We start from the raw sequence: 24415 nt of genomic DNA, 5'->3' as shown, positions 1-24415 counted from the left end.
GGATTGGACAAAGGCGCTCATCGCCTTAACGGCCGTCTTTCAAAGTGGGAACCGCCATGCCTCTTGCTCTTTACGCCCTCGCCGCCGGTGCCTTCGGCATCGGCGTTACCGAATTCGTCATCATGGGCCTGCTGCTCGACGTCAGCAAGGATTTCGGCGTCTCGATCTCGGCTGCCGGGCAGCTCATTTCGGGCTATGCGCTCGGCGTCGTCATCGGCGCGCCGCTGCTCACCATCGCCACCGGCAACTGGCCGCGCAAGACCGTGCTTCTGGCGCTGATGGCGATCTTCACGCTGGGCAATCTCGCCTGTGCGCTGGCGCCCGACTATTGGACCCTGATGGGGGCACGGGTCATCACTGCCTTTGCCCACGGCACCTTCTTCGGCGTCGGCTCGGTGGTCGCCACCGGCCTGGTCGCGCCCAACAGGAAGGCCTCGGCGATCGCGCTGATGTTCACCGGGCTCACCATCGCCAACATCCTTGGCGTGCCTTTCGGCACCTGGCTTGGCCAGGCCTTCGGCTGGCGTGCGACCTTCTGGGCGGTCACCGCGGTCGGCCTGGCGGCCTTCGCCGTCATCCTGGCCCTGGTGCCGCGCAGCCAGGCCGCGCCCGAGAAGAGCGACCTGCGCGCCGATCTCGCCGTGCTGCGCCGCACGCCGGTCCTGCTCGGGCTTGCCACCACCGTGCTCGGCTATGCCGGCGTCTTCGCCGTCTTCACCTACATCGCGCCGCTGTTGACGCAGATCAGCGGCTTCAAGGAAGCCGCCGTGTCGCCGATCCTGCTCGTCTTCGGCGGCGGCCTCATCGCCGGCAACCTGGTCGGCGGCAAGGTCGCCGACCGCTGGCTGGTGCCGGCGGTGCTGGGCAGTCTCATCGTGCTGGCCCTTGTGCTCGCGACCATGAGCTTCGCCATCCACAGCCAGGTCATGGCCGTCATCTATGTCGGCCTGCTTGGCGCAGCCGCCTTCGCCACGGTGGCGCCGTTGCAGATGTGGGTTCTGGAAAAGGCGCAAGGCGCCGGCCAGAGCCTCGCCTCGTCCTTCAACATCGCCGCCTTCAATCTCGGCAATGCCGCCGGCGCCTGGCTTGGCGGCGCGGTCATCGCCCATGGCCTCGGACTGGGTTCGCTCACCTGGGTCGCCGCCTTGCTGCCGGTCGCGGCACTCGCCGTGGCTGGGCTGGCCCTGCGCCTCGATCGCACCAACGCGCTCGGCGGGCCTGTCTCCGTCCGGTCCTGACGCTCGTCGGCGGACCGGATTGCCTTTCCTCTTTCCAAACCACCAGGAGCAGAAAATGGATTATCGACGTCTCGGCGCATCGGGCCTGAAAGTGCCCGCACTCTCATTCGGCGCGGGAACCTTCGGCGGCTCCGGCCCGCTGTTCGGCGCCTGGGGCAACAGCGACGCCAGGGAAGCGCGGCGGCTGGTCGACATCTGCCTGGAAGCCGGCGTCAATCTGTTCGACACGGCGGACGTCTATTCGAACGGCGCCTCGGAACAGGTGCTGGGCGAAGCGATCAAGGGCCGCCGCGACGCCGTGCTGATCTCGACCAAGACCTCGCTGCCGGTGGGTGACGGGCCGGCCGACTACGGCTCGTCGCGTTCGCGGCTGATCAAGGCCACGGACGCCGCGCTGAAGCGCCTCGGCACCGACTACATCGACCTGTTGCAGCTGCATGCCTTCGATGCCGGCACGCCGATCGAGGAGGTGCTGTCGACGCTCGACGAACTCGTGCGCGCCGGCAAGCTGCGCTATGTCGGCGTCTCCAACTTCTCCGGCTGGCAAGTGATGAAGTCGCTGGCTGAGGCCGATAAGCACGGCTATCCCCGCTACGCCGCGCATCAGGTCTACTACTCCCTGGTCGGCCGCGACTATGAGTGGGAACTGATGCCGCTCGGCCTCGACCAGGGCGTCGGCGCACTGGTCTGGAGCCCGCTCGGCTGGGGCCGGCTGACCGGCAAGATCCGCCGTGGCCAGAAGCTGCCTGAAAAAAGCCGGCTGCATGACACGGCCGATTTCGGTCCGCCGGTCGAGGACGAACATCTCTACCGGGTGATGGATGCGCTGGACGCGGTGGCGCAGGAAACCGGCAAGACCGTACCGCAGATCGCCATCAACTGGCTGCTCCAGCGCCCGACCGTGTCGTCGGTGATCATCGGCGCCCGCAACGAGGAGCAACTGCGCCAGAACCTGGGAGCAGTCGGCTGGTCGCTGACGCCGGATCAGGTGAAGAAACTCGACGCGGCAAGTGAAGTCACCGCGCCCTACCCGTATTTCCCCTATCGCCGCCAGGAAGCCTTCGCCCGGCTCAACCCACCAGCGGTGTGATATCTCCTGCCTGGGTCGCGTTGTACGCGACCCAGGACCCGGAACGCCCTATCCCCAGATCGGCCAGAGTGCCGCGTGGCCGCTGCCGATCAGGCGATGACGACCAAGCAGACGATCCACAATGCCGGATATTCCCAGCCGCCGCCCGCATTGGTGAACCAGAAACCGTTCTTGCCGTGGACGAGTACGATCGTGCCCAGCATCAGCGGAATGAGCAGGATGGCTGCCAGCCGCGTGGCGACGCCGAAGATCAGGCCAAGCCCGCCGGCCGTTTCGGCGGCGATGGCGATCAAGCCGAAATAGCCGGGCACGCCGAGCGACTGGAAATAATCGGTTGTGCCTTTCGGCGTGAAAACGGCGTATTTCAGATAGGCATGGGCAAGAAACAGGCCGCCGACGCTGACCCGAAGCAGCAGCGCGGCATAGTCGAAAGCGGTCATGTCCGTTCTCCCGATCGCGGACGCCGCCTTGGGGCACTCTGCCTTGCCGCGCCGCACGTGAAGAATAGACGACCGCCACTTTGCTGTCGCCGCACGAGAATGGAAACAGACCGTCTGCGGTCGCGCTCAGTGCAGCACGAATTCGCCGTCCACCTTGCGCCACTCATTCGGCGCGATAAGTTTCTGGTGCGTGTAGACGACCGAGTGCAGCGGCCCGTCGAGCTTTGCCCTCCAGAATTCAATGAAGCGGATCAATACCGGAAACTGCGGCGCCAAGTCGTAGTCCTGCCAGATGAAGCTCTGCAGCAGATGCGGGTGGTCGGGAAAGTGATAGAGAATCTTGGCCGTGGTCAGGCCATAGCCTTTGAGCATCAGGTCCATTTCGGAATGGTCGCGCATGGCGGTCCCCAGGGTGAGTCTCCTTTCCTCCCAACGTCAGATTGTGCGCGCCGTTGCTTAACTGTCTATTGATTTTTCCTGATCGAAACAGGTTTTTCGACGCGAAAACATACAGTTAGCAGCGAGCCGGTTCGAGTGCTGACAGCGTGTACAAGGCTCCCTGCGGCATCCCGCCGCGCGAATCCAACGTCTAATATTGCCGTTGCGGCGGAACTGGTAATAATGCCGCCGAATTCGCGGCTGCGTCGCCGCGATCCCGCCGGCGTTTCAAGCCGGCGGATTGGTTCGGGAGGAAAATCAGGAATGTCCGAGGTTCATGTCCATCGCGTCCAGCCGGCGTGGAAGAAGAATGCGCTGATCGACAATGACACCTACCTGAAATGGTACGCCGACAGCATCAAGAACCCAGACAAATTCTGGGGCAAGCACGGCAAGCGCATCGACTGGTTCAAACCCTTCAGCAAGGTCAAGAACACCTCCTTCGACGGCAAGGTCTCGATCAAGTGGTTCGAGGACGGGCTGACCAACGTCTCGTACAATTGCATCGACCGCCACCTGAAGAAGCGCGGCGACCAGACCGCCATCATCTGGGAAGGCGACAACCCCTACGACGACAAGAAGATCACCTACAACGAGCTTTACGAACATGTCTGCCGGCTCGCCAATGTGATGAAGAAGCACGGCGTCAAGAAAGGCGACCGCGTCACCATCTACATGCCGATGATCCCGGAAGCCGCCTATGCGATGCTGGCCTGCACGCGCATCGGCGCCATCCATTCGATCGTCTTCGGCGGCTTCTCGCCGGATGCGCTGGCCGGCCGCATCGTCGACTGCGAATCGACCTTCGTCATCACCGCCGACGAGGGCTTGCGCGGCGGCAAGCCGATCCCGCTGAAGGAGAACACCGACAAGGCGATCGACATTGCCGCCAGGCACCATGTGATGGTGAAGAACGTTGTCGTCGTGCGCCGCACCGGCGGCAAGATCGGCTGGGCGCCTGGCCGTGATGTCTGGTACCACGACGAAGTCGCGTCGGTGAAGGCCGAGTGCAAGCCCGAGAAGATGAAGGCGGAGGATCCGCTGTTCATCCTCTACACGTCCGGCTCGACTGGAAAGCCGAAGGGCGTGCTGCACACCACCGCCGGCTATCTCGTCTACGTGTCGATGACGCACCAGTATGTCTTCGACTACCATGATGGCGACATCTACTGGTGCACCGCCGATGTCGGCTGGGTCACCGGCCACAGCTACATCGTCTATGGCCCGCTCGCCAACGGCGCCACCACGCTGATGTTCGAAGGCGTGCCCAACTACCCGTCGCAGTCGCGCTTCTGGGAAGTCATCGACAAGCACAAGGTCAACATCTTCTACACCGCGCCGACGGCGCTGCGCGCTCTGATGGGGGCCGGCAACGACCCGGTGAAGAAGACCTCGCGCAAATCGCTGCGCGTACTCGGTTCGGTCGGCGAGCCGATCAATCCGGAAGCCTGGGAATGGTATTTCAACGTCGTCGGCAACGCCAAGGTGCCGATCGTCGACACCTGGTGGCAGACCGAGACCGGCGGCATCCTGATCACTCCGCTGCCCGGCGCCACCGACCTCAAGCCAGGCTCGGCGACAAGGCCCTTCTTCGGCGTCAAGCCGCAGCTGGTCGACGGCGAAGGCAAGGTGCTGGAAGGAGCCGCGGACGGCAATCTCTGCATCACCGATTCCTGGCCGGGCCAGATGCGTACCGTCTATGGCGATCACGACCGCTTCGTGCAGACCTATTTCTCGACCTACAAGGGCAAGTACTTCACCGGCGACGGCTGCCGCCGCGACGCCGATGGCTACTACTGGATCACCGGCCGCGTCGACGACGTCATCAACGTTTCCGGCCACCGCATGGGCACGGCCGAAGTCGAATCGGCGCTGGTCAGCCATGAGAAGGTCTCCGAGGCCGCCGTCGTCGGCTACCCGCACGACATCAAGGGCCAGGGCATCTACAGCTACGTTACCTTGATGAAAGGGGAAGAGCCGACCGAGGACCTGCGCAAGGAACTTATCGCCCATGTCCGCAAGGAGATCGGCGCCATCGCCTCGCCCGACAAGATCCAGTTCGCGCCGGGCCTGCCCAAGACCCGATCCGGCAAGATCATGCGCCGCATCCTGCGCAAGATCGCCGAGGACGATTTTGCCGCGCTTGGCGACACCTCGACGCTGGCCGACCCGGCGGTCGTCGACGACCTCGTCGCCAACCGGCAGAACAAGAAGGGCTGATGCGGGAAGACGCGGCATTGGGCTCTGTCAGCCAACTCTGGCGCTATCCGGCCAGTTCGCTCGCCGGCGAGCGCCGGGACGCCATCCTGGTCGGGCCAGCGGGCATGGCGGGCGACCGCATGTTCGGCCTCGTCGACACCTCGGACAACGAGATTGCCCGGCCCGACCGCGAGGCGAAATGGCACAAGGTGCCGCGCATCCGCACCCGGCTGGCCAATGATCGCGACCTGGAGGTCGCCGTCCCTGGCGGCGACTGGCTGGCCGCGCCAGGCACCGAATGCGACCGCGCCGTATCGGCCTATCTCGGCTTCGCCGCCTCGATCCGGCCGTTCGGCCGGGAGAATGCACCACCCGCCTATGCCGGTCCGGTGACGCAGGCGCGCTATACCAAGGCGCCGATCCACCTCTTGACCACGGCTTCGCTTGCGCGGCTGAAGGCGCTGCATCCGGATGGGGCGGCCGACCCGCGCCGCTTCCGCCCCAACATCGTTGTCGACATGGCGGCGATGGAAGGCTCGTTTCCCGAAACGGAATGGATCGGCCGCAAGCTCGCGATCGGCGACCTGCTCCTGACGATTTCCGAACCATGCCGCCGCTGCGGCTTCACCATCATCGCCCAGGACGGCTTCGACAATGATCCGGCGATCCTGCGCAACCTGGTCCGCCACAACGCCCACAATCTCGGTGTCTACTGCACGGTGGATCGGCCGGCCGGCATCAAGGTCGGCGACACGATGCGTTTCCTGTAACTACCGATACAGATCCGCTCGCGTCGGCGGCAGGCCGCTCGGTCCCCGCGCGCGCTTGGTGACGACAGTCTGGAAGATTTGCGCCGAGCCGCGATCGAAAGTGATCGAACAGCCGGTCAGGTAAAGCAGCCATAGCCGCGCCTTGGGCTCGCCGACCTCGGCGATCGCTTCGTCGAAACGGGCATGCAGGCGCTCCGCCCACAGCCTGCAGGTGCGGGCATAGTGCTCGCGCAGATTCTCGACATCGGCGATGAGGAAACCATGTGCCTCGAGATTGCCTGTTGTCATGCCGATCGTGTCGACCTCGCCGCCGGGGAAGATGTATTTGATCAGCGCCTTGTATTCCGCGCCCTTGCGCAGCGTCTTCCGCGTGCCGCCCTTGCCGCGGCGTGTGATGGCGTGGTGCAGGTAGATGCCGCCCGGCTTCAGCAGCCGGTGGACGGTCGAGAAATAAGTGGCGTGGTTGGCGAGACCGACGGCCTCGAACATGCCGATCGACGAGATCTTGTCATAGCTGCCGTCGAGTTCGGTATAGGACTTGATGTCGATGGTGATCTTGTCCTCCAGCCCTTCGGCGCGGATACGTTCGCGCGCCAGCCGGGTCTGTTCCTCGGACAGCGAGACGCCATGGCCGATGGCGCCATAGTGCTTGGCGGCATGGATCAGCATCGCACCCCAGCCGCATCCGATGTCGAGCAGACGGTCGCCCGGCTTCAGTCTGAGCTTGCGGCAGATATGGTCGAGTTTGTCCTTCTGAGCCTGGTCGATCCCATTGGCGAAATCGGTGAAATAAGCGCAGGTGTAGACCATGCGCTCGTCGAGGAAGAGCCGGTAGAAGGCGTTCGAAATATCGTAGTGATGTTCGATCGCCTGCTTGTTGGAACCGCTGACGAAGGGATTGCGGCCGGCTAGGTCGGCCCGTCTCGTCATTTGTCGTCGCGAGAACAGGACTGCCGGCAGGTCGCGCAGGATCGCCAGCTTCGGCAATGCCTTCAACCTCAGCTTTCCTTGTGACGGCAAGGCATAGAGATCGAACAGCGACCCGCCCTCGACGTCGATCGTCCGGGAAATCCACATCTCCAGCAGCGTCGAGAAATTTGGCCGGCGGGCCAACTGCCAGACAATATCCTGATCGTTGATGGCAAGCACCGGTCCCCCGGCGGGACCGATCCGTTCCCCGGTCCATAGCCGGACGGCAAAGCCCGGCTTCAGGGCCTCGATTACCGTTCGAACGATGCGCGCGGCTCTTTCGGTGGCGTCCATGCTCGTTCCCCCAGCGGCCCGATTGCGCAATCTTGTCTGTTTGGGACGTGGATCGCAAGCCGAAGCACGCGGATCTGCCCTGGGCGGGATTTTCCGGCAGACGGCTTTTTCAGCATGGCACCTTGTCATTTGCTGCAACGCACCCCATCATGAGCATGTGTTCAACAAATCGAAAGGAGGTGATCCGATGTCGAGTGATTTCGTTTTCCAGAACGTGGCCTCAGCGGATTGCACTTTCGGGAAGCAGTCTTCCCGTTAAGGCGCGAGATGCGCGGCAGGTAACCCGAAGGGGTTGCCGCCACAGGCCGCGCCATGGACGGAAACACGGAAGGCCGCCGGCTTCGAAGGAAGCGGCGGCCTTTTCCTTTTTGCGGATTACTGGGTCAGTGCGACCTTTTCGGTGTTGCGGATGATTTCCTGGAAGGCGGCGTCCAATTCCACTCCGGTGGACACCTCGAAATAATGCCTGTCCGCGGCGGAAGCGTCCTTCGACGAACAGCCCTTCAGCACCGCCTTTGCCTGGTCCCGCTCGGTTGGCGACATGTCCTTGTCGTTCAGATCGAAGCCGATGGTGAAAATCTCGATGCCATCATTTTTCATGTTGCCGCAGAGGGCTTCGGCGTTACCGCGGGCAAGGTTGCCCTGGCCGTTGTAGCTTCCCCCGGCTCCGGCGAAGGCGGTATTGAACTGGCCATCGGTCATCAGGATCGCGACCTTGGCAATCTTCTTCGCATTGGTATCCGAGGCGCCGTTGCCGAGACCGGCATTCTTGATCGCAGCCCGCCATTGCGGCGACAGCATATAATAGGTCCACTGGATGGCGATCGCGCCGGCCGTGTAACCATCGGCCCGGAAGGCAGCGATCGAATCAAGCAATGCGCCGGAATCAGCCGTCAGCGGGATCACTTCCGCGTCAGGGCATCTGTTCATGCTCCCGCCACCCAGATGATCATCCCGGTTGACCAGCGCATAGTAGTTCTTGCCGGTCTTGTCGGTGCGAACCGTGTCCGGGCCATCGGCACTCAAATCCGCATTGCCGTTCTTGTCCTTCCTCTCCGTCGCGCAATTGTCGGTCCTTGGCATTGCCGCGCCAACAATGGATTTGTAGTCGCCGAAGGCCGGCAACGTCGTCTTGCCCGTCTTTGCGACGAGAAGCGAACTGCCGGCCACCGGCGGCAGATCAGAGCTCGCCTGCTTCTCGGCGTAGACGTTTTCCGCCAGCTTGCCGACGTTCACGCCGGATGCGTAAGGCACAATCGCGACGCGGATGCGGGGGTTCTTCGGGTCCTGGTTCTGGAGCATCGTCTGGACGGCGTTTTTCGCCGCTGCTTTCAGATCGCCGATCTTGTCGACGTTGCCTCGTTTCGCCATCGATCCCGTGATGTCGAGCATCATGGCGACCTCGACCTGCTTGTCCGAATAGAGTGCTGTGGTGGAAGCGACGACGCGCCGCATGTCACTGATGCCGAACAACGGAAAATAGAGGCTGACATCGACATGCACATCCGCCTGCACGGTTCTGGCCGTCGGGTTGACGGTGAGCCTGTCCAGCACGACCTGGTCGGCCTTCAGGATGCCGGCCGTGCTGTTGGCGTCGAGAAAGGCTTGCACTGCCTTGTCGGCGTCGGCTTCCTTGATGGCGCCGGTCGTCAGGTCGCGCGCCGTCGACGTCACCGCGGCGTCGACCACGCCCTGCAGGCTCGATCTTGCATTGTAGAGCTGCGCGACGTTGACCGAGAAGCCGGCGGCCAGCGCGAGGACCGAGGCAGCAAAGCCGAACAGGACCGTGAAATTTCCACCCCTATGTCTGGCGAACCCGCCGACCGCGTGGACAAGACCCCCGTAATTTCGCATCCAACAACCTCCGCATGCCTCGGCCTCGTCGCCGCGATGAGGGCAATGCAGGATTCCAGCCGGACGGCGCCCGTTGTGCACCGGAGCGGAGGCGCCGATCTCAACATTTTGTTTTCATTGGATTTCGATCTTTGCCAAGGTGAACGATCGGTAAACAGGAACGCGCGACTTCGGTGTGTTTACGAACCGCTTACCATGCCCGGATCGAAGCAATCACGCAGTGGTCGACGCCGTCCTGTTGCGGCACAGGCCTTCTGTGCCGAAGCGGATCACTGTCCCGAAATTGCGGGACAGAAATGCTGCGGCAGAGAACCAGGGTGCCTTGAGATTTTAAGGTCAGGCCGTTTGCAGGCCGGCAGAATATCGATGCGCCTCAAGCCAGCATCTGTGCGCTCACTGTCCTGTCGATGCCGTGATGGGGCGGATTGAACAGCTTGCCTTCCTGTTCGTAGGTCCACACCTTGAAAAGGGCGAGCCGGTGCGGGCCGAAGCTGTGCAGCAAGGGCACATCGGTGGCGTCGCGGCCGCGCGCGATGACGACGCGCCCGGTTCTGGGCCGGTTATGGCGTGGATCGAACGTGTACCACTTGCCGTCGAGGAACACCTCCATCCAGGCCGAGAAATCCATCGGCGCCGGATCGATCGGCACGCCGATATCCCCGAGATAGCCGTTCACGTAACGCGCCGGAATGTTCATGCAGCGGCAAAGCGTGATCGCCAGATGGGCGAAGTCACGGCAGACCCCGACCCGTTCCTCATGCGCCTGCGCCGCCGTGCGGGTCGAACGCGCATAGCCATAGCCGAACGACAGCCGGTTGTGGACATAGTCGACGATCGCCTGCACCCGCGCCCAGCCGGACGGAAGATGACCGAACAATTGCCAGGCGAGGTTGCTGAGGTGATCTGTCTCGCAGTAGCGGCTGCCGAGGAGATAACCCAGCACCTCGTCAGGCAACTCGGCCACCGGCACTTCCCTGGCCAGCGTGTTGACCTCGTCCGTCTCGCCGCTGTCCTCGACGACCGCGTCATAGAGGATGCGAAACGTACCGGCAGGCGCGGTGAAGCGGCGGCAGCCATTGCCATGCAGGTCGTGATAGAGCCTGGTCGGCACAGCAGGCGAGGTCAGCACGCGCGTCTGCCGCTTGATGTCGGCCTGTCTGTCCTTGTGGATCTCCAGCAGCGAAATCACAGGAGTGGCCTCGGTGCATTCAATAGCGATTTCGTAGCCGAGCCGGATCAGCATCGCACGTCCCCTTCGATCGTCATGGAAAGCAGATGCCGTTGAAACGTCGCAATGTGGCGGTGGTTCCCTGGACCGCCCCAAAATACGCCTCGCGCCTTTCCATGTCGGTGGCTTGACGTTACGGTTGGTCCTTCCCTCGACACGCTCCCCCGGACTTCAAGGAAAATCATGTTTTCTGGCAGAAAATTCGCCGCCTTCCTCTTCGACATGGACGGCACCCTCGTCAATTCCATCGCCTCGGCGGAGCGGGTGTGGAGCGATTGGGCACGCCGCCATGGTCTTGACGTCGCCGCCTTCCTGCCGACCATCCATGGCGTGCGGGCGATCGAGACCATCACGAACCTTGCCCTTCCAGGCGTCGATCCGGCGCATGAGGCCAACCTGCTGCTGAAGGCCGAGGCCGACGATCTGGATGGCATTGTCCAGATCCCCGGCGCCGTGGCGTTTCTCAATGCGTTGCCAAGCGCAAGCTGGGCGATCGTAACCTCGGCGCCACGTTCCTTGGCGCTGGCGCGCATGAAGGCCGCCGGCATTCCGGTTCCCGCCGTCCTCGTCGCCGCGGAAGACGTTTCCCGCGGCAAGCCGGCGCCCGACTGCTTCCGGCTGGGAGCGGAACGGCTCGGCGTCGATGCGCGCGACTGCCTTGTGTTCGAGGATGCTCCGGCCGGCATCTCGGCGGCCGAGGCCGCGCAAGCCGCGGTCATGGTGATCAGCGCCACACACGCGCATCCGTTGCCGACGCACCATGCAGCCATCGCTGGCTACGACGATGTCGGCATCACCATCGACGAGCGCGGTTGGCTGGCGCTTGAGCGGCAGCGCAACGCTGCCTAAGCAAGACTGGCCAGGGTGTGTTGGGATTCAAGTCAGGCCGAGCCGAAAATGGTGGCTTCCGAGAACCGGAGCGGAGCGTACTTTTGGGTACGTGAGCACTGTTCTACTGCGACGCAGTAGAACGGGGAAGCGCAGGAAGCCACCGTTTGCAGGTCGGCCTCACCTGAATATCAACGCACCCTAGAAGTCGCTGGTCAGGCCTTTGACCTCCCAGTCGCCATAGCGGCCGGGTTCCTTGCCGCCACGGCCGCCGAGTTCCTTCGGCAGGGCGGCTTCTTTCTCGCGATATTCGGTGCGCCGGGCCTCGGCCTCGGCCAGCGCCCGCCGTGCGGCCGGCGTCAGCTCCTTCGGCAAGGCGTCGCCGTCGGTTTCGGCGGGCGTTTTACTGGTTTCGTCGGTCATGCGATATTCCCCGCGGATTGAAACAGCGGCAGCTCTTTCCCATCATATAGCCATGAAACCGAGACTATCGACCTCTTTTTGCCACCACCACGACAGGAGCAGACGATGAACACTCTCCGCACCGCCATGCTTCTTGCCGCGATGACGGCGCTGTTCATGGGCGTCGGTTTCCTGATCGGCGGTTCGGGCGGGATGATGATCGCGCTGCTGATCGCCGCCGGCACCAATCTGTTCAGCTACTGGAACGCCGACAAGATGGTGCTGTCGATGAACCATGCCGTCGAGGTCGACGAGAAGAACGCACCGGAATATTACGCCATCGTCCAGGCGCTGGCCAAGCAGGCCGGGCTGCCGATGCCGAAAACCTATCTGATCGACAATCCGCAGCCGAACGCCTTCGCCACCGGCCGCAACCCGCAGAACGCGGCGGTCGCCGTTTCCACCGGCCTGTTGCAGCGGTTGAGCCATGAGGAGGTCGCGGCGGTCATGGCGCACGAGCTCGCCCATGTCCAGCACCGCGACACGCTGACCATGACCATCGTCGCCACCTTTGCCGGCGCCATCTCGATGCTGGGCAATTTCGCGTTTTTCCTCGGCGGCAATCGCGACAACAACAACCCGTTCGGCTTTGTCGGTGTGCTGGCGGCGATGATCGTGGCGCCCTTCGCCGCCATGATCGTGCAGATGGCGGTCAGCCGCACACGCGAATACGAGGCCGACCGGCGCGGCGCCGAAATCTGTGGACACCCGCTCTGGCTGGCATCCGCGCTTGACAAGATCGCCCGCGGCGCCGAACGCATTCCCAACCCCGATGCGGAGCGCAATCCGGCGATGGCGCATCTCTTCATCATCAATCCCCTGCATGGCGAGCGCATGGACAATCTGTTCTCCACCCACCCGAGCACCGAGAACCGCATCGCCGCGTTGCAGGAGATGGCGCGCGGGATGGGCGACGGCGCGGCACGCACCACCCAACGCCAGGCGCCGGTTCCATCGCAGGCCGACGAGCAGCAGTCGGCCGGCCCCTGGGGCAAGCCGACCGCTGCCGAACCGCCGGCTGAACCGGCCAAGCCGAAACCCAATCCATGGGGTCGCAACCCGACCGGGCCCAAAGGCCGGTGGTCGTGAGCGTGGCAGGCAGAACACCTCGACGCACAGGCTCAGGCGATCAGGACCACAAGGACGGCGGTGAATTCGTCGCCGGTCTGGCCGCCCGCAAGGCAGCGGCTCGGCTGCTTGCCGCCGTCATCGACGCAAGGACGCCGCTCGACGGCTTGACCGACCACGAAAACGGCCATCCGCAATACAGGGCGCTCGACCTGCGTGACCGTGGCCTGGTGCGCGCCATCCTGGTCACCGCGCTGCGCTATCGCATGACCATCACCGGGCTGCTGGCAAAGCGCCTGGAAAAGCCGCTGCCGCCCAATGCCACCGCTTTGTCGCACATACTGCATGTGGCGGCGGCGCAGATCCTGTTCCTCGACATTCCCGACAGCGCCGCCGTCGACCTCGCGGTCACCCACGCCAAGTCCGATCCGCGCACGCAGCGTTTTTCCGGCCTGGTCAATGGCGTGCTGCGCACGCTGGCTCGAGCCAAGGAAACCGAACTGCCGGCCGCCCTTGCCGCCACCGACGAAGCGCCGAAATGGTTTTCAGACCGGCTGCAGGCCGCCTATGGCGCGGACAAGACCCGACAGATCCTGGCGGCGCATCGCCATGAGGCACCGGTCGATTTCTCGGTCAAGGCCGATCCCGAGCTGTGGGCCGAAAGGCTTGGTGGTACCGTGCTGCCGACCGGCACGGTGCGCGTGGAAAATCTTGTCGGCGCGGTCACCGACCTGCCGGGCTTCGCCGAAGGCGCCTGGTGGGTACAGGATGCGGCGGCCAGTCTGCCGGCAAAACTGTTCGGCGATGCCAGGGGATTGCGTGTGGCCGATCTCTGCGCGGCGCCCGGCGGCAAGACCGCCCAGCTGATCCTGGCCGGCGCCAGGGTCACCGCCGTCGACACCTCGAAGAACCGGCTGGCGCGGCTGGCGCAGAATCTCGACCGCCTCGGCCTCTCGGCCGACATCGTCCAGGCCGACCTGCTAGAATACGAGCCCGCGGAGCTGTTCGACGCCGTGCTTCTCGACGCGCCCTGCTCGTCGACCGGCACGGTACGCCGCCACCCCGACGTGCCGTGGACCAAGACCATGGCCGATGTCGAAAAGCTCGCCGACCTGCAACGCAGGCTGCTCACCCGCGCCGTCACCCTGGTCAAGCCCGGTGGCAGGATCGTCTTTTCCAACTGTTCGCTCGACCCGCTCGAAGGCGAGGATCTTTATCGCGCTTTCCTCAAGCAATCGCCTGATGTCGTCGACGATCCGCTGCATCCGGGCGAGATCGCCAGCATCGATTCGTTCCTGACGAAACAAGGCACGCTGCGCACCACGCCAGCCGATCTCGATCTCGGCGCGCCGGAGCGTTCCGGCCTGGACGGTTTCTTCGCCGCCCGCATGCGGCGCGCCGGCTGAATATGTAAGCATCCGGATTTGCTGACTTTTTTAGGGAGGGGATGGGACAAAACCCGGTGAAACGGACCCGGTCCCAGGAATTCGCCTTCGCACGAGTCGTTCAATCATGTAAACTTGGTGCCGGGGTAGAGGACGACCAGGAGGGCTTTTGGCACTTGCTGCCGGCAACACGACGCGTCTGTGGACGCTGGTAGCGAAGGAGTTCTGGCGCAAAACGCGCCGGCGCCTGCGTGCCGGCCCGATTTATCGCTGGCGCTATTCCGGTCGCACGCCCGAACGCGTCCTGATCGCACCACCAGACCTGCGCCTCGCCGATCCGCAGATCGCGCTTGAGATCTATTACGGCCGTTATCCCTTGTCGGGGCATCTGGTCGAAACCGGCGGCAAATCCCCTTTCCAGATCAACGTGCCCAACCGCGGCTGGCAGAAGACGCTGCATGGGTTTCGCTGGCTGCGCCACATGCGCGCCGCCGGTACCGAGCTTGCCGCCGCCAATGCGCGTGCCCTGGTGTCCGACTGGATCGCCATGCATGGCAACAACATTGCCGGTGTCGCCTGGGAGCCTGGCACGACGGCCAAGCGCATCATCGCCTGGCTGCAGCATTCCTCCGTCGTGCTGCAGGGAGCCGAATTTCCCTTCTACCGCGCTTTCCTGAAATCGCTGGCCGTCCAGATCCGCTATCTCAGGTCGATGGCGCGCGAAATGCCCGACGGCAAGGACCGGCTTCGTGCCCGCATCGCGCTAGCCTTCGCCGCTCTTTCGCTGCCGGCGCCGGCTTCGGCGCTACGCGGCGCAACCCGCAACCTCGCCGAGGAGCTCAACCGCCAGATCCTCGCCGATGGCGGCCATATCTCGCGCAATCCGATGGCGGTGCTGGAAATCCTCGCCGACCTTTTGCCGCTGCGCCAGACCTACGCCAACCAGGCCGAGACCCCGCCGCAGGCGCTGATCGGCGCCATCGACCGCATGCTGCCGGCGCTGCGCTTCTTCCGCCACCAGGATGGCAGCCTCGCGCGCTTCAACGGCATGGGCGCCACCATCCATGACCGCATCGCCACCATCCTGCGTCATGACGACACCGCCGGCGCACCCCTGCTGCACGCGCCGCATTCGGGCTATGAGCGGCTGTCGATGGGCGGCGTCACGGTCATTGCCGACACCGGCCTGCCGCCGCCGGTCGACGTCTCCAACGCCGCGCATGCAGGCTGCCTCGCCTTCGAACTGTCGTCCGGCCGCCAGCATTATATCGTCAATGCCGGCATCGACACCTATGGCGCCGCCGAATTCCGGCCGCTGGCGCGCGCCACCGCCGCGCACTCGACCGCCACCATCAACGACACCTCATCGGCTCGCTTCAGCCATTCGCTGCGGGTCAACGACCTGCTCGGTTCGCCGCTGATCGGCGGCCCGCAGCATGTGCAGTGCAAGCGCATCGACCAGAAGGGCGTCCAGGGCTTCATCGCTCGCCATGACGGCTATATCCAGCGGTTCGGCTTCCTGCATGAGCGCGAGCTGAAGCTGTCGACGGACGGCAATGTGCTGGCCGGCAGGGACCGGTTCCAGCGGCCCGGCAATGCCTCGATCCGCAACAATGGCCGCGACTTCATCACCGTGCGCTTCCACGTCCATCCCGACATCAACCTGCTGCAGGACGAGCACGACCGCCTGGTGCTGACCGCCGACCAGGCCGACAGCTGGGTATTCACGTCAGGCGAAGTGGTGCCGGAGGTCGAGGAATCGATCTATTTCGCCGGTCTTGGCGGCCCGCGCCGCAGCCGGCAGATCGTGCTTGCCTTCAAGGCCTCCGAGGTGTCCGAAGTCCACTGGCAGCTGACGCGCACCAGCATCGCCGGCTATCCGGAAAACAATTGATCTTGCCGGCCACCGCTGGAGCATGACGCCGAAAAGTGTGCAGCGCTGGCTTGCCGCTTGATTTCCTGATGTCATGTGCTACGGCGCGGGCTTGCCCCTCCAGCCGTGAAAGGCCGCCAGCCCATGGCCGTCGCCGCCAAGAACATTCCCGCCCCGGATCTCGTCCCCGTGCGCCGTGCCTTGCTCTCGGTTTTCGACAAGACCGGCCTCATCGACTTCGCCAGGGCCTTGGCCGCGGCCGGTGTCGAGCTGGTCTCGACCGGCGGCACGGCCAAGGCGATCGCGGAAGCCGGCATGGCGGTGCGCGACGTCTCCGAGCTCACCGGTTTTCCCGAGATCATGGACGGCCGCGTCAAGACCTTGCATCCGTCGGTGCATGGCGCCCTGCTTGGCGTGCGCGACGACCCGGAGCATGCCATGGCGATGCGCAAATATGGCATCGAGCCGATCGACCTCGTCGTCTCCAATCTCTATCCGTTCGAGGAAGTCCGCCGCTCCGGCGCCGACTATGCGGCGATCGTCGAGAACATCGACATTGGCGGCCCGGCGATGATCCGCGCCTCGGCCAAGAACCACGCCTATGTTGCCATCGTCACCGATCCCGGCGATTACGCTTCGGTGCTGAACGCGCTGGAGATGAACATCGGCTCGCTGTCGCTGGATTTTCGCAAGAAGCTGGCGGCCAAGGCCTTTGCCCGCACCGCCAGCTATGACGCGGCGATTTCCGGCTGGTTCGCCGAGGCGCTGGAGATCGAGCATCCGACCTGGCGCGCCTTCGGCGGCAGGCTGGCCGAGGTGATGCGCTACGGCGAAAACCCGCACCAGGGCGCCGGCTTCTATGTCAATGGCGACAAGCGTCCGGGCGTCGCCACGGCACGACAGCTGCAGGGCAAGCAGCTGTCCTACAACAACATCAACGACACCGACGCCGCCTTCGAACTCACCGGCGAGTTCGACCCTGCCCGCTCCGCCGCTGTCGCCATCATCAAGCACGCCAACCCCTGCGGCGTCGCCGAGGGCACGTCGCTGAAGGCAGCCTATGCCAAGGCGCTTGCCTGCGATCCGGTCTCTGCCTTCGGCGGCATCGTCGCCGTGAACCGCACCCTCGACGCCGAGGCGGCGGAGGAAATCGTGAAAACCTTCACCGAAGTGATCATCGCGCCCGACGCCACCGAAGAAGCGGCGGCAATCGTCGCGGCGAAGAAGAACCTTCGCCTCCTGGTCACCGGCGGTCTGCCCGACCCGCGCTCGCCCGGCACGACGGTCAAGTCCGTCTCCGGCGGCCTGCTCGTTCAGGGCCGGGACAATGCCGTGGTCGACGACCTCGAGCTGAAGGTGGTGACGAAGCGGGCACCGACGCCGGCTGAGATGGCCGATCTCAAATTCGCCTTCCGCGTCGCCAAGCACGTCAAGTCGAACGCCATCGTCTATGCCAAGGACGGCGCCACCGTCGGCATCGGCGCCGGCCAGATGAGCCGGGTCGATTCCTCCCGCATCGCCGCCCGCAAGGCGCTCGACGCGGCCGAGGCGGCAGGCATGGCCGAACCGCTGACCAAGGGCTCGGTGGTCGCCTCCGACGCGTTCTTCCCCTTCGCCGACGGCCTGCTCTCGGCGATCGAAGCCGGCGCTACGGCGGTGATCCAGCCCGGTGGCTCGATGCGCGATGACGACGTCATCGCCGCGGCCGATGAACATGGCATCGCCATGGTGTTCACCGGGGTCAGGCATTTCAGGCACTGAGCGCTTCTTCCTTCCCCCTTTTGGGGAAGGGGAAGTGGAGCTATTCCGCCGGCTGGTCCGCCGGGTACGGCGTGCGAACCAGTATCGCCATGCCGATGCCGAGGAACAGGATGATCACGGCCATGCCAAGCCGCGCCGAGTCGCTCAGCGCGGTGATGGTCGCCACCATGAACGGCGCCAGGAAACTGGTCGCACGTCCGGCGAGCGCATAGATGCCGAAATAGCGCCCGGATTCCGCCGCCGTGACGCTGCGCGCCATGTAGGAACGCGACGACGCCTGCACCGGACCGAAGGCCAGCCCGATCAGCAGGCCGTACATGATGTAGGCCTTTTCGGCGGCCGTGCCAAACAGGCCACCTGAGTCGGTGGTCGGGAGTTGGATCAGGCCGAGCAAGGTGAAGCCCGGACCGGTCGAGACGACACCGATGGTGGCGACGGACAGCATGACCAGCGAGATCATCACCACTGCCTTGGAGCCGAGCGCGGTGTCGAGCCGGGCGGCGATCCAGCAGCCGAAGATGGCGACGACATTGAGGATGATGCCGAACATGCCGATCTCGGTGATCGACCAGTGGAACATGCCCGCCGCGAAGGTGCCGCCAAGCGCCAGCAGCGCGTTGACGCCATCCTGGTAGATCATGCGGGCGACGAGGAAGCGGAAGATGCCGCCGCGCTTGCGCACCTCGGCCAGCGTCGATTTCAGCTCCGACAGGCCCTCGCGCACCGCCGGCCCGATCGGAATGCCCTTGATGGCATCCGGCGTGAAGAAGAACATCGGCAGGATGAACAGGAAATACCAGCCGGCCGAAAGCGGCCCGGTGGCGCGCGCATCCTCGCCCAGCTTCGGGTCGAGCCCGAACAGCGGGTTGATGCCGATGATCGTCTTGCCGGTCTCCGGCGAGCCGGCGAGACAGGTGACGACGAAGATCAGCGCGATCATGCCGCCGAGATAGCCGAGACCCCAGGCCGTGTTGGAGATGCGGCCGATCTCGCTCTTCGGCACCAGCCGCGGCATCATCGAATCGTTGAACACGGTGGAGAATTCCGCCGCCACCGATGCCAGCGAGAACAGCGCCACGATCAGGAACAGGTTCGAGCCCGGCGCGGCGAACCAGAGCAAGGTGAGACTGGTGATCTTGATCGCCGCGAAAAACCCGATCCACGGCTTGCGCGGACCGGTCTGGTCGGCGATCGAGCCGAGGATTGGCGACAATATTGCGATGACCAGCCCGGCGGCGGCTATGCCGTAACCCCATACAGCCTGGCCGGTGGTGGGATCGCCCGCCATGCGCGAAACGAAATAGGGGCCGAAGATGAAGGTGGTGACGACCGTGAAGAACGGCTGCGCCGCCCAGTCGAAGAACATCCATCCCCAGATGCCGCGCCCGGACGCACGCTGCACTGCTACCTCGGCCATATCCCCTCCACTCGCCTACGCTTCGTTGGCGGTTCGCGCCATGTCTGCATGTTTTCCGATGGTCATGCAAACACAAGCGTCGCAGGCGCCAACCCTTACCTCCCCCTTGTGGGGAGGTCCGACCGAAGGTCTGGGTGGGGGTCTGGCGCCGCCACCCCCGCTGCTTCGCAGCGACCCTCCCGCTAGGCGAAAGGTAAGCCTCACATCCCCGTCAGGTCGCTCATCAGCCCTGACGCCACCGACAGCCGCGACACGGTGATGTCGCCGCCTTCGGTCAGCGCCTGCAGCCGCTCGCGGATACGCGCCACGCGCTCGCCGCCGGCTTCCAGCCAGGCCGCGACCGCATCGGCCGCCTTGGCATGGCCGGTGAGTGCCGCAACCGCAATGCCGCGACGCGCCGCACCAATCGTGTCGGTGGCTCGCGAAAGCGCCAGCTGATCATAGTAGTCCGAAGGCGTGATCGAGCGCGCGGCGTCCTCGACGCGCGGAATGCGGAAGGCATCGCTCACCGCAAAGAACGCCCTTGCCGCGGCGACGATGTCGGCATTTGCCATCCGCGCGGTCAGTGCGATGTCGGGGATGAGTTCCGCCACCTCGCTCAGCGCCAGCTGTTCGGCCAGCCGCTCAGGCGCGCCGGCCTTGAACAGCCCGTGCCGTTTCTCCTCGATGCGTTCGCGCGAAAACGCCGGCAGCAGCGAAACGAGCTTCGGCTCCAGCGCCTTGCGCGCCTCCTGCAGTTCCGCGATGCGCTGGCCAAGGGGTGCCGTGCCGGTATCGTTCTTGAGATACCAGCCGCTGGTCACGTAGATCAGCCGGCTCACCATCTGGTAGAGATCGAGCTGGACCTGGCCGTCGATCTGGTTGTCGAGCGCGTCGATCTCGCGATAGAGCGCCGGCAGCGCAAAGCCGTCACGCACCAAGGCGAAGGTGCGCACCACGTCGGCGGCGGTGCGCCCCGTGGCCTCCTGCAGCCGGTTGACGAAGGAAGGGCCGCCGCGATTGACGAGGTCGTTGGCGACGACGCGGGCGATGATTTCGCGGCGCAGTCGGTGGCCATGGATCTCGGCGGCGTATTTCTTCGCCATCCGGTCCGGGAAATAGCCCATCAGATCGCGGTCGAAATGCCCGTCGTCGGGCACGTCGCTGGCAACGATGTCGGAAAACAGCACGATCTTGGCATAGGCGAGCAGCACGCCGAGCTCGGCCCTGGTCAGCGGCTCGCCGCGTGCTTCGCGCTCGGCAAGGGCCGCCGGTGACGGCAGTGTTTCCACGGCACGGTCGAGCAGGCCGCGCGCTTCGAGCGCCGACATGAACCGGGCCTGATGCGCGATGTCGGCGAGGCCGCGCTTGCGGGCGATCGAAAGCGCCAGCGTCTGCTGATAGTTGTTGGACAGCACCAGCCCGCCGACCTCGTCGGTCATCTCGGCCAGCAGCTTGTTGCGTGCAGGGCGCGTCAGCGATCCCTTGCGCATGGCCGACGCCAGCGCGATCTTGATGTTGACCTCGACGTCGGAGCAATTGACGCCGCCCGAATTGTCGATGGCGTCGGAATTGCAGCGGCCGCCATTCATGCCGAATTCGATGCGCGCCCGCTGCGTGACGCCGAGATTGGCGCCCTCCCCGATCACCTTGGCACGCACGTCGAGCGCCGTGATGCGGATGGCGTCATTGGCGCGGTCGCCGACCTCGGCGTTGGTTTCGGTGGATGCCCTCAAGTAAGTGCCGATGCCGCCGAACCACAGAAGATCGACCGGCGCCTTGAGGATGGCGGTCATGATCTCGACCGGCGTGGCGGTCGTCTTGCCGAGGCCGATTGCCGCCGAGGCCGCGGCCGGCAAGGTGATCGACTTCTGATTGCGCGAGACGATGATGCCGCCTTCCGACAGCTTGCTCTTGTCATAGTCCTGCCAGCTCGAACGCGGCAGCGCGAACATGCGCTCGCGCTCGGCCATCGAGGCCGCCATGTCCGGATCGGGATCGATGAAGATATCGCGATGATCGAAGGCTGCGATCAGCCTGGTTTTCGGCGACAGAAGCATGCCGTTGCCGAACACGTCGCCCGACATGTCGCCGACACCGACGGCGGTGAACGGCGAGGTCTGGATGTCGCGGTTCATCTCGCGGAAATGCCGCTTGACCGCTTCCCAGGCGCCCTTGGCGGTGATGCCCATCTTCTTGTGGTCATAGCCCGCCGAGCCGCCGGAGGCGAAGGCATCGTCGAGCCAGAAGCCATGCTTCTCGGAGATGGCATTGGCGGTGTCGGAGAAGGTCGCCGTGCCCTTGTCGGCGGCGACGACGAAATAGGGATCGTCCTGGTCGCGCCTGATGACGCCGGCCGGCGGAATGACACCCTCCAGTCCGATATTGTCGGTGATCGACAGCAGGCTGGAGACGAAATTCTTGTAGGCGGAGGTGCCCGCCTCGAAGATCGCGTCGCGGCTGCCGCCGACTGGAAGGCGCTTGGGGAAGAAACCGCCCTTGGCGCCGACCGGCACGATCACGGCGTTCTTGACCTGTTGCGCCTTGACCAGGCCGAGCACCTCGGTGCGGTAGTCCTGGGCACGGTCCGACCAGCGCAAGCCGCCACGCGCCACCGGGCCGAAGCGCAGATGCAGGCCCTCGACCTCGGAACCATAGACGAAGATCTCGCGCCACGGCCGTGGCGCCGGTAGCCCTTCGACCGCCTGCGACTCGAGCTTGATCGCCAGCGACTGGCCTTTCTGCTTCGTATCGGTAACGAAATGGTTGGTGCGCAGCGAGGCTTCGATCAGGTTGAGGTAGCGGCGTATGATGGTGTCGTCATCGATGTTGGGCACATCCTCCAGCGCATCCTTGATCTTGGCCTTGAGATGCTTTGCCGCCACCACCCCATCGCCCTCGGCCGTGGGGCCAAGCCGGGCGATGAACAGCGCGTGCAGGCCACGCGCGATCTGGGGATAACGGTTGAGGGCGGCAGCGATGAAGTCCTGGCTTTGCGGAATGCCGACCTGCTGCAGATAGCGGCCATAGGCGCGCAGGATGGTGATTTCGCCGGACCACAGGCCGGCCGTCTGGGCGAGGCCGTTATAGCCGTCATTGTCGACATCGCCGCGCCACACCGACAGGAACGCGTCCTCGAACAGCGCGCCGCCATCGGCAAGGTCGATCGGCTTGCCATAGCTGTTCTCCAGCTCCATGTCGTGGATGAAGACCATGCCGGGCTGATCTCTATTGATCATGCCGGACTGGTCGTCGCCGACCTCGAAGGTGCGCTCGCTGATGACGCGGAAGCCGATGTTTTCCAGCACCGGCACACGCCGCGACAGCGCCACCGGGCTGCCATGGTGATAAATCTTCAGCGCCGCCTGATGCGGCTTCTGCTCGGCATGGCGGTAGTAGTCGATGGCGATCGGATTATCGGCGCTGATCCTGGCGATGCGCCCGGCATCGACCAGCGCCACCGCCGCGCTGAAGGAGTCGCGATAACTTTCCGGCAGCCTTGCGGCGATGGCCTTCAACGCCTGGTCGCCGCCATCGGCGTCCGCCGCGTCGGAAAGGGCATCCTCCCAGGTGCGCACGATGTCGCGGATCGCCGCCTCGATCGTCGCCTGCTCGACTTTCGGCGTCTTGCCGCCGGAGCGGCCGATGATGAAGTGCACGCGCGCCAGCCCGCCTTCCGGGAAGGCCGGGTAATAGGCTGACAGCCGGCCCTCGAACACGGTCTTGAGGTAAGCGCCGATCTTCTCGCGCACGACGCTGTCGTAGCGGTCGCGCGGTACGAAGACGAGAATCGAGACGAAGCGGTCGAACTGGTCGGCGCGCACCAGCGCCCGAACGCGCGGCCGCTCGATCAGCCCCAGAATGGCCGCGGCGTGCTTGCGCAGGATCGGCACCGGCACCTGGAACAGTTCGTCGCGCGGATAGCTTTCCAGCACGTTGATCAGCGCCTTGCCCGAGTGGTCATGCCGGTCGAAACCGGACTTGGCGATGATGGTCTCGGCCTTTGACCTGAGATACGGGATCTTCATCACCGACCGCGTGTAGGCGGTCGAGGTGAACAGGCCGACGATGCGCAGTTCACCCGACAACACGCCCTTGGCGGTGTAGGTCTTGACGCCGATGTAATCGAGATAGATGCGCCGGTGCACGGAAGACTTAGCATTGGCCTTGGTGACGATCAGCGGCTCCGGCCCATGCAGGAAGGCGCGAATCTCGGGCGTTGTCGTCACCGCTTCGGTGCCGCGCCTCAGCACCAGCACATCGGGATCGCTAAGGATACCGAGGCCGGGCTTGTCGGCGCGCTCCAGATTGCCGCTTTCCTCGCCGCCGGTGTATTTGAACTCACGCATGCCGAGGAAGGTGAAATTGTCGTCGCGCAGCCATTCCAGGAAGGCGATCGCCTCCGCCACGCTCTTCTTGTCGAGCGGCACCGCGGAATAGCGGAACTCGGAGATCGCCTGATCGAGCCGGGCCAGCATCGGCTTCCAGTCGTTGACGGCGGCGTGAACCTGGCCAAGCATCTTGCGCAGCCGCTCGGTCAAGGCGTTTGCCGCGTCCGCGGTCAGCCGCGGGATATGGACGTGGATGACGCTCAGCCGGTCGTGATTGCCGTCGTCCTTGGCGAAATTGCCGTCGCCCAGGATTTCCTCGACACCGCGCTTGCCGTGGCGCACGGTGATGACCGGGTGGGTGACCAATGTCGGCTCACCCGATGTCTCGGTAACCTCACCGAGGATGGAATCGAACAGGAACGGCATGTTGTCGTTGACGACGGTGATGACCGTCACCGGGCGGCCTTCGCGAGCGACGCCCGAATCGGTCTCGACGGCAACGACGCACGCGCCCTTCTTGTGCCTGGCGACCGCCTCGCCGGCGAGGTCGGCGGCACGTTCGAGGTCCGCCACGTCATAGGCGGCGATGTCTTCGGCCGGCGCGCGGGCGAGGAGGTAATCGGCGAGCCGGGCTGGCCTTTCCTCGGTCTTTGTTGCTGATGTGAGTTTTTTCTTCGGCTTCGCTGCGGATTTCACGCTGGCCATGACGCTATTCCCTCCCGTCGAATGCTTTTACGACTATCGTAGCAGATGACCGCTGTTTGGCGACAAAGGTTTGACGGCTTGCCGAG

At 64.5% G+C, this 24415-nt stretch carries 17 protein-coding genes; 9 read left to right on the top strand and 8 right to left on the bottom strand.

Annotated elements, in window-relative coordinates:
- Nucleotides 1–56 precede the first annotated feature (56 nt).
- Both AC07UC_RS06725 and AC07UC_RS06720 read left to right on the top strand, forming a co-directional pair.
- Nucleotides 57–1238 (top strand): MFS transporter, encoded by a 1182-nt coding sequence (locus tag AC07UC_RS06725; RefSeq protein WP_494904766.1) that lies wholly within the window; start codon nt 57–59, stop codon nt 1236–1238.
- A 55-nt stretch (nt 1239–1293) separates the two neighbouring features.
- Entirely contained in the window at nt 1294–2328 is a 1035-nt protein-coding gene (locus tag AC07UC_RS06720; protein ID WP_494904764.1) for an aldo/keto reductase, read from the top strand.
- A gap of 89 nt (nt 2329–2417) precedes the next feature.
- Here AC07UC_RS06720 and AC07UC_RS06715 read toward each other — a convergent pair whose 3' ends face one another.
- Together AC07UC_RS06715 and AC07UC_RS06710 are read right to left on the bottom strand one after the other, a co-directional pair.
- Nucleotides 2418–2768, bottom strand: coding sequence for a DoxX family protein (locus AC07UC_RS06715; protein ID WP_494904763.1), 351 nt, complete (start codon nt 2766–2768; stop codon nt 2418–2420).
- A 126-nt stretch (nt 2769–2894) separates the two neighbouring features.
- Nucleotides 2895–3167, bottom strand: a complete 273-nt coding sequence (locus AC07UC_RS06710; protein WP_056575079.1) for an usg protein — start codon at nt 3165–3167, stop codon at nt 2895–2897.
- A gap of 303 nt (nt 3168–3470) precedes the next feature.
- Between AC07UC_RS06710 and acs the strand changes: the two genes are divergently transcribed.
- Both acs and AC07UC_RS06700 read left to right on the top strand, forming a co-directional pair.
- A complete protein-coding gene (gene acs / locus AC07UC_RS06705; RefSeq protein WP_140776688.1) occupies nt 3471–5426 on the top strand; it encodes an acetate--CoA ligase in 1956 nt (651 codons plus the stop codon).
- Nucleotides 5426–6175: an MOSC domain-containing protein gene (locus tag AC07UC_RS06700; protein ID WP_494904760.1), complete on the top strand. Its 750-nt coding sequence runs from the start codon at nt 5426–5428 to the stop codon at nt 6173–6175. Before acs ends, AC07UC_RS06700 begins: the two co-directional genes overlap by 1 nt.
- On the opposite strand, the gene AC07UC_RS06695 is transcribed toward AC07UC_RS06700, so the two are convergent.
- From AC07UC_RS06695 to AC07UC_RS06685, 3 genes are all read right to left on the bottom strand, one after another.
- A complete protein-coding gene (locus AC07UC_RS06695) occupies nt 6176–7438 on the bottom strand; it encodes an SAM-dependent methyltransferase (RefSeq protein ID WP_140776693.1) in 1263 nt (420 codons plus the stop codon).
- A 375-nt stretch (nt 7439–7813) separates the two neighbouring features.
- Nucleotides 7814–9292, bottom strand: coding sequence for a TadE/TadG family type IV pilus assembly protein (locus tag AC07UC_RS06690; protein ID WP_494904758.1), 1479 nt, complete (start codon nt 9290–9292; stop codon nt 7814–7816).
- Between the two features lie 373 nt (nt 9293–9665).
- A complete protein-coding gene (locus tag AC07UC_RS06685) occupies nt 9666–10535 on the bottom strand; it encodes a transglutaminase-like domain-containing protein (protein ID WP_140776697.1) in 870 nt (289 codons plus the stop codon).
- A 168-nt stretch (nt 10536–10703) separates the two neighbouring features.
- Between AC07UC_RS06685 and AC07UC_RS06680 the strand changes: the two genes are divergently transcribed.
- On the top strand, nt 10704–11369 hold the full coding sequence (locus AC07UC_RS06680) for an HAD-IA family hydrolase (protein ID WP_202325470.1): 666 nt from the start codon (nt 10704–10706) through the stop codon (nt 11367–11369).
- Between the two features lie 180 nt (nt 11370–11549).
- Here the strand turns inward: AC07UC_RS06680 and AC07UC_RS06675 are convergent, their stop codons facing one another.
- Nucleotides 11550–11771 carry a DUF1674 domain-containing protein gene (locus AC07UC_RS06675; RefSeq protein WP_140776701.1) on the bottom strand — a complete coding sequence of 74 codons (222 nt, stop codon included), beginning with the start codon at nt 11769–11771 and terminating at the stop codon, nt 11550–11552.
- 105 nt (nt 11772–11876) lie between these two features.
- Between AC07UC_RS06675 and htpX the strand changes: the two genes are divergently transcribed.
- From htpX to purH, 4 genes are all read left to right on the top strand, one after another.
- Complete coding sequence (gene htpX / locus AC07UC_RS06670; protein WP_494904756.1) at nt 11877–12899, top strand: zinc metalloprotease HtpX; 1023 nt, start codon at nt 11877–11879, stop codon at nt 12897–12899.
- Nucleotides 12896–14284: an RsmB/NOP family class I SAM-dependent RNA methyltransferase gene (locus AC07UC_RS06665; RefSeq protein WP_494904754.1), complete on the top strand. Its 1389-nt coding sequence runs from the start codon at nt 12896–12898 to the stop codon at nt 14282–14284. The genes htpX and AC07UC_RS06665 overlap by 4 nt, the downstream gene beginning before the upstream one ends.
- A gap of 148 nt (nt 14285–14432) precedes the next feature.
- Nucleotides 14433–16157, top strand: coding sequence for a heparinase II/III family protein (locus AC07UC_RS06660; RefSeq protein ID WP_140776707.1), 1725 nt, complete (start codon nt 14433–14435; stop codon nt 16155–16157).
- A 123-nt stretch (nt 16158–16280) separates the two neighbouring features.
- On the top strand, nt 16281–17897 hold the full coding sequence (purH, locus tag AC07UC_RS06655) for a bifunctional phosphoribosylaminoimidazolecarboxamide formyltransferase/IMP cyclohydrolase (RefSeq protein WP_494904753.1): 1617 nt from the start codon (nt 16281–16283) through the stop codon (nt 17895–17897).
- A 40-nt stretch (nt 17898–17937) separates the two neighbouring features.
- Here the strand turns inward: purH and AC07UC_RS06650 are convergent, their stop codons facing one another.
- Nucleotides 17938–19314 carry an MFS transporter gene (locus AC07UC_RS06650; protein ID WP_494904752.1) on the bottom strand — a complete coding sequence of 459 codons (1377 nt, stop codon included), beginning with the start codon at nt 19312–19314 and terminating at the stop codon, nt 17938–17940.
- Nucleotides 19315–19514: 200 nt separating this feature from the next.
- Nucleotides 19515–24329, bottom strand: a complete 4815-nt coding sequence (locus AC07UC_RS06645; RefSeq protein WP_494904751.1) for an NAD-glutamate dehydrogenase — start codon at nt 24327–24329, stop codon at nt 19515–19517.
- Nucleotides 24330–24415: the final 86 nt, after the last annotated feature.

The organism is Mesorhizobium sp. GW821-FHT04C10, from assembly GCF_059420305.1.
Note: the sequence above shows the minus strand (reverse complement) of the source record. Positions and strands in the feature narration are given on the sequence as shown.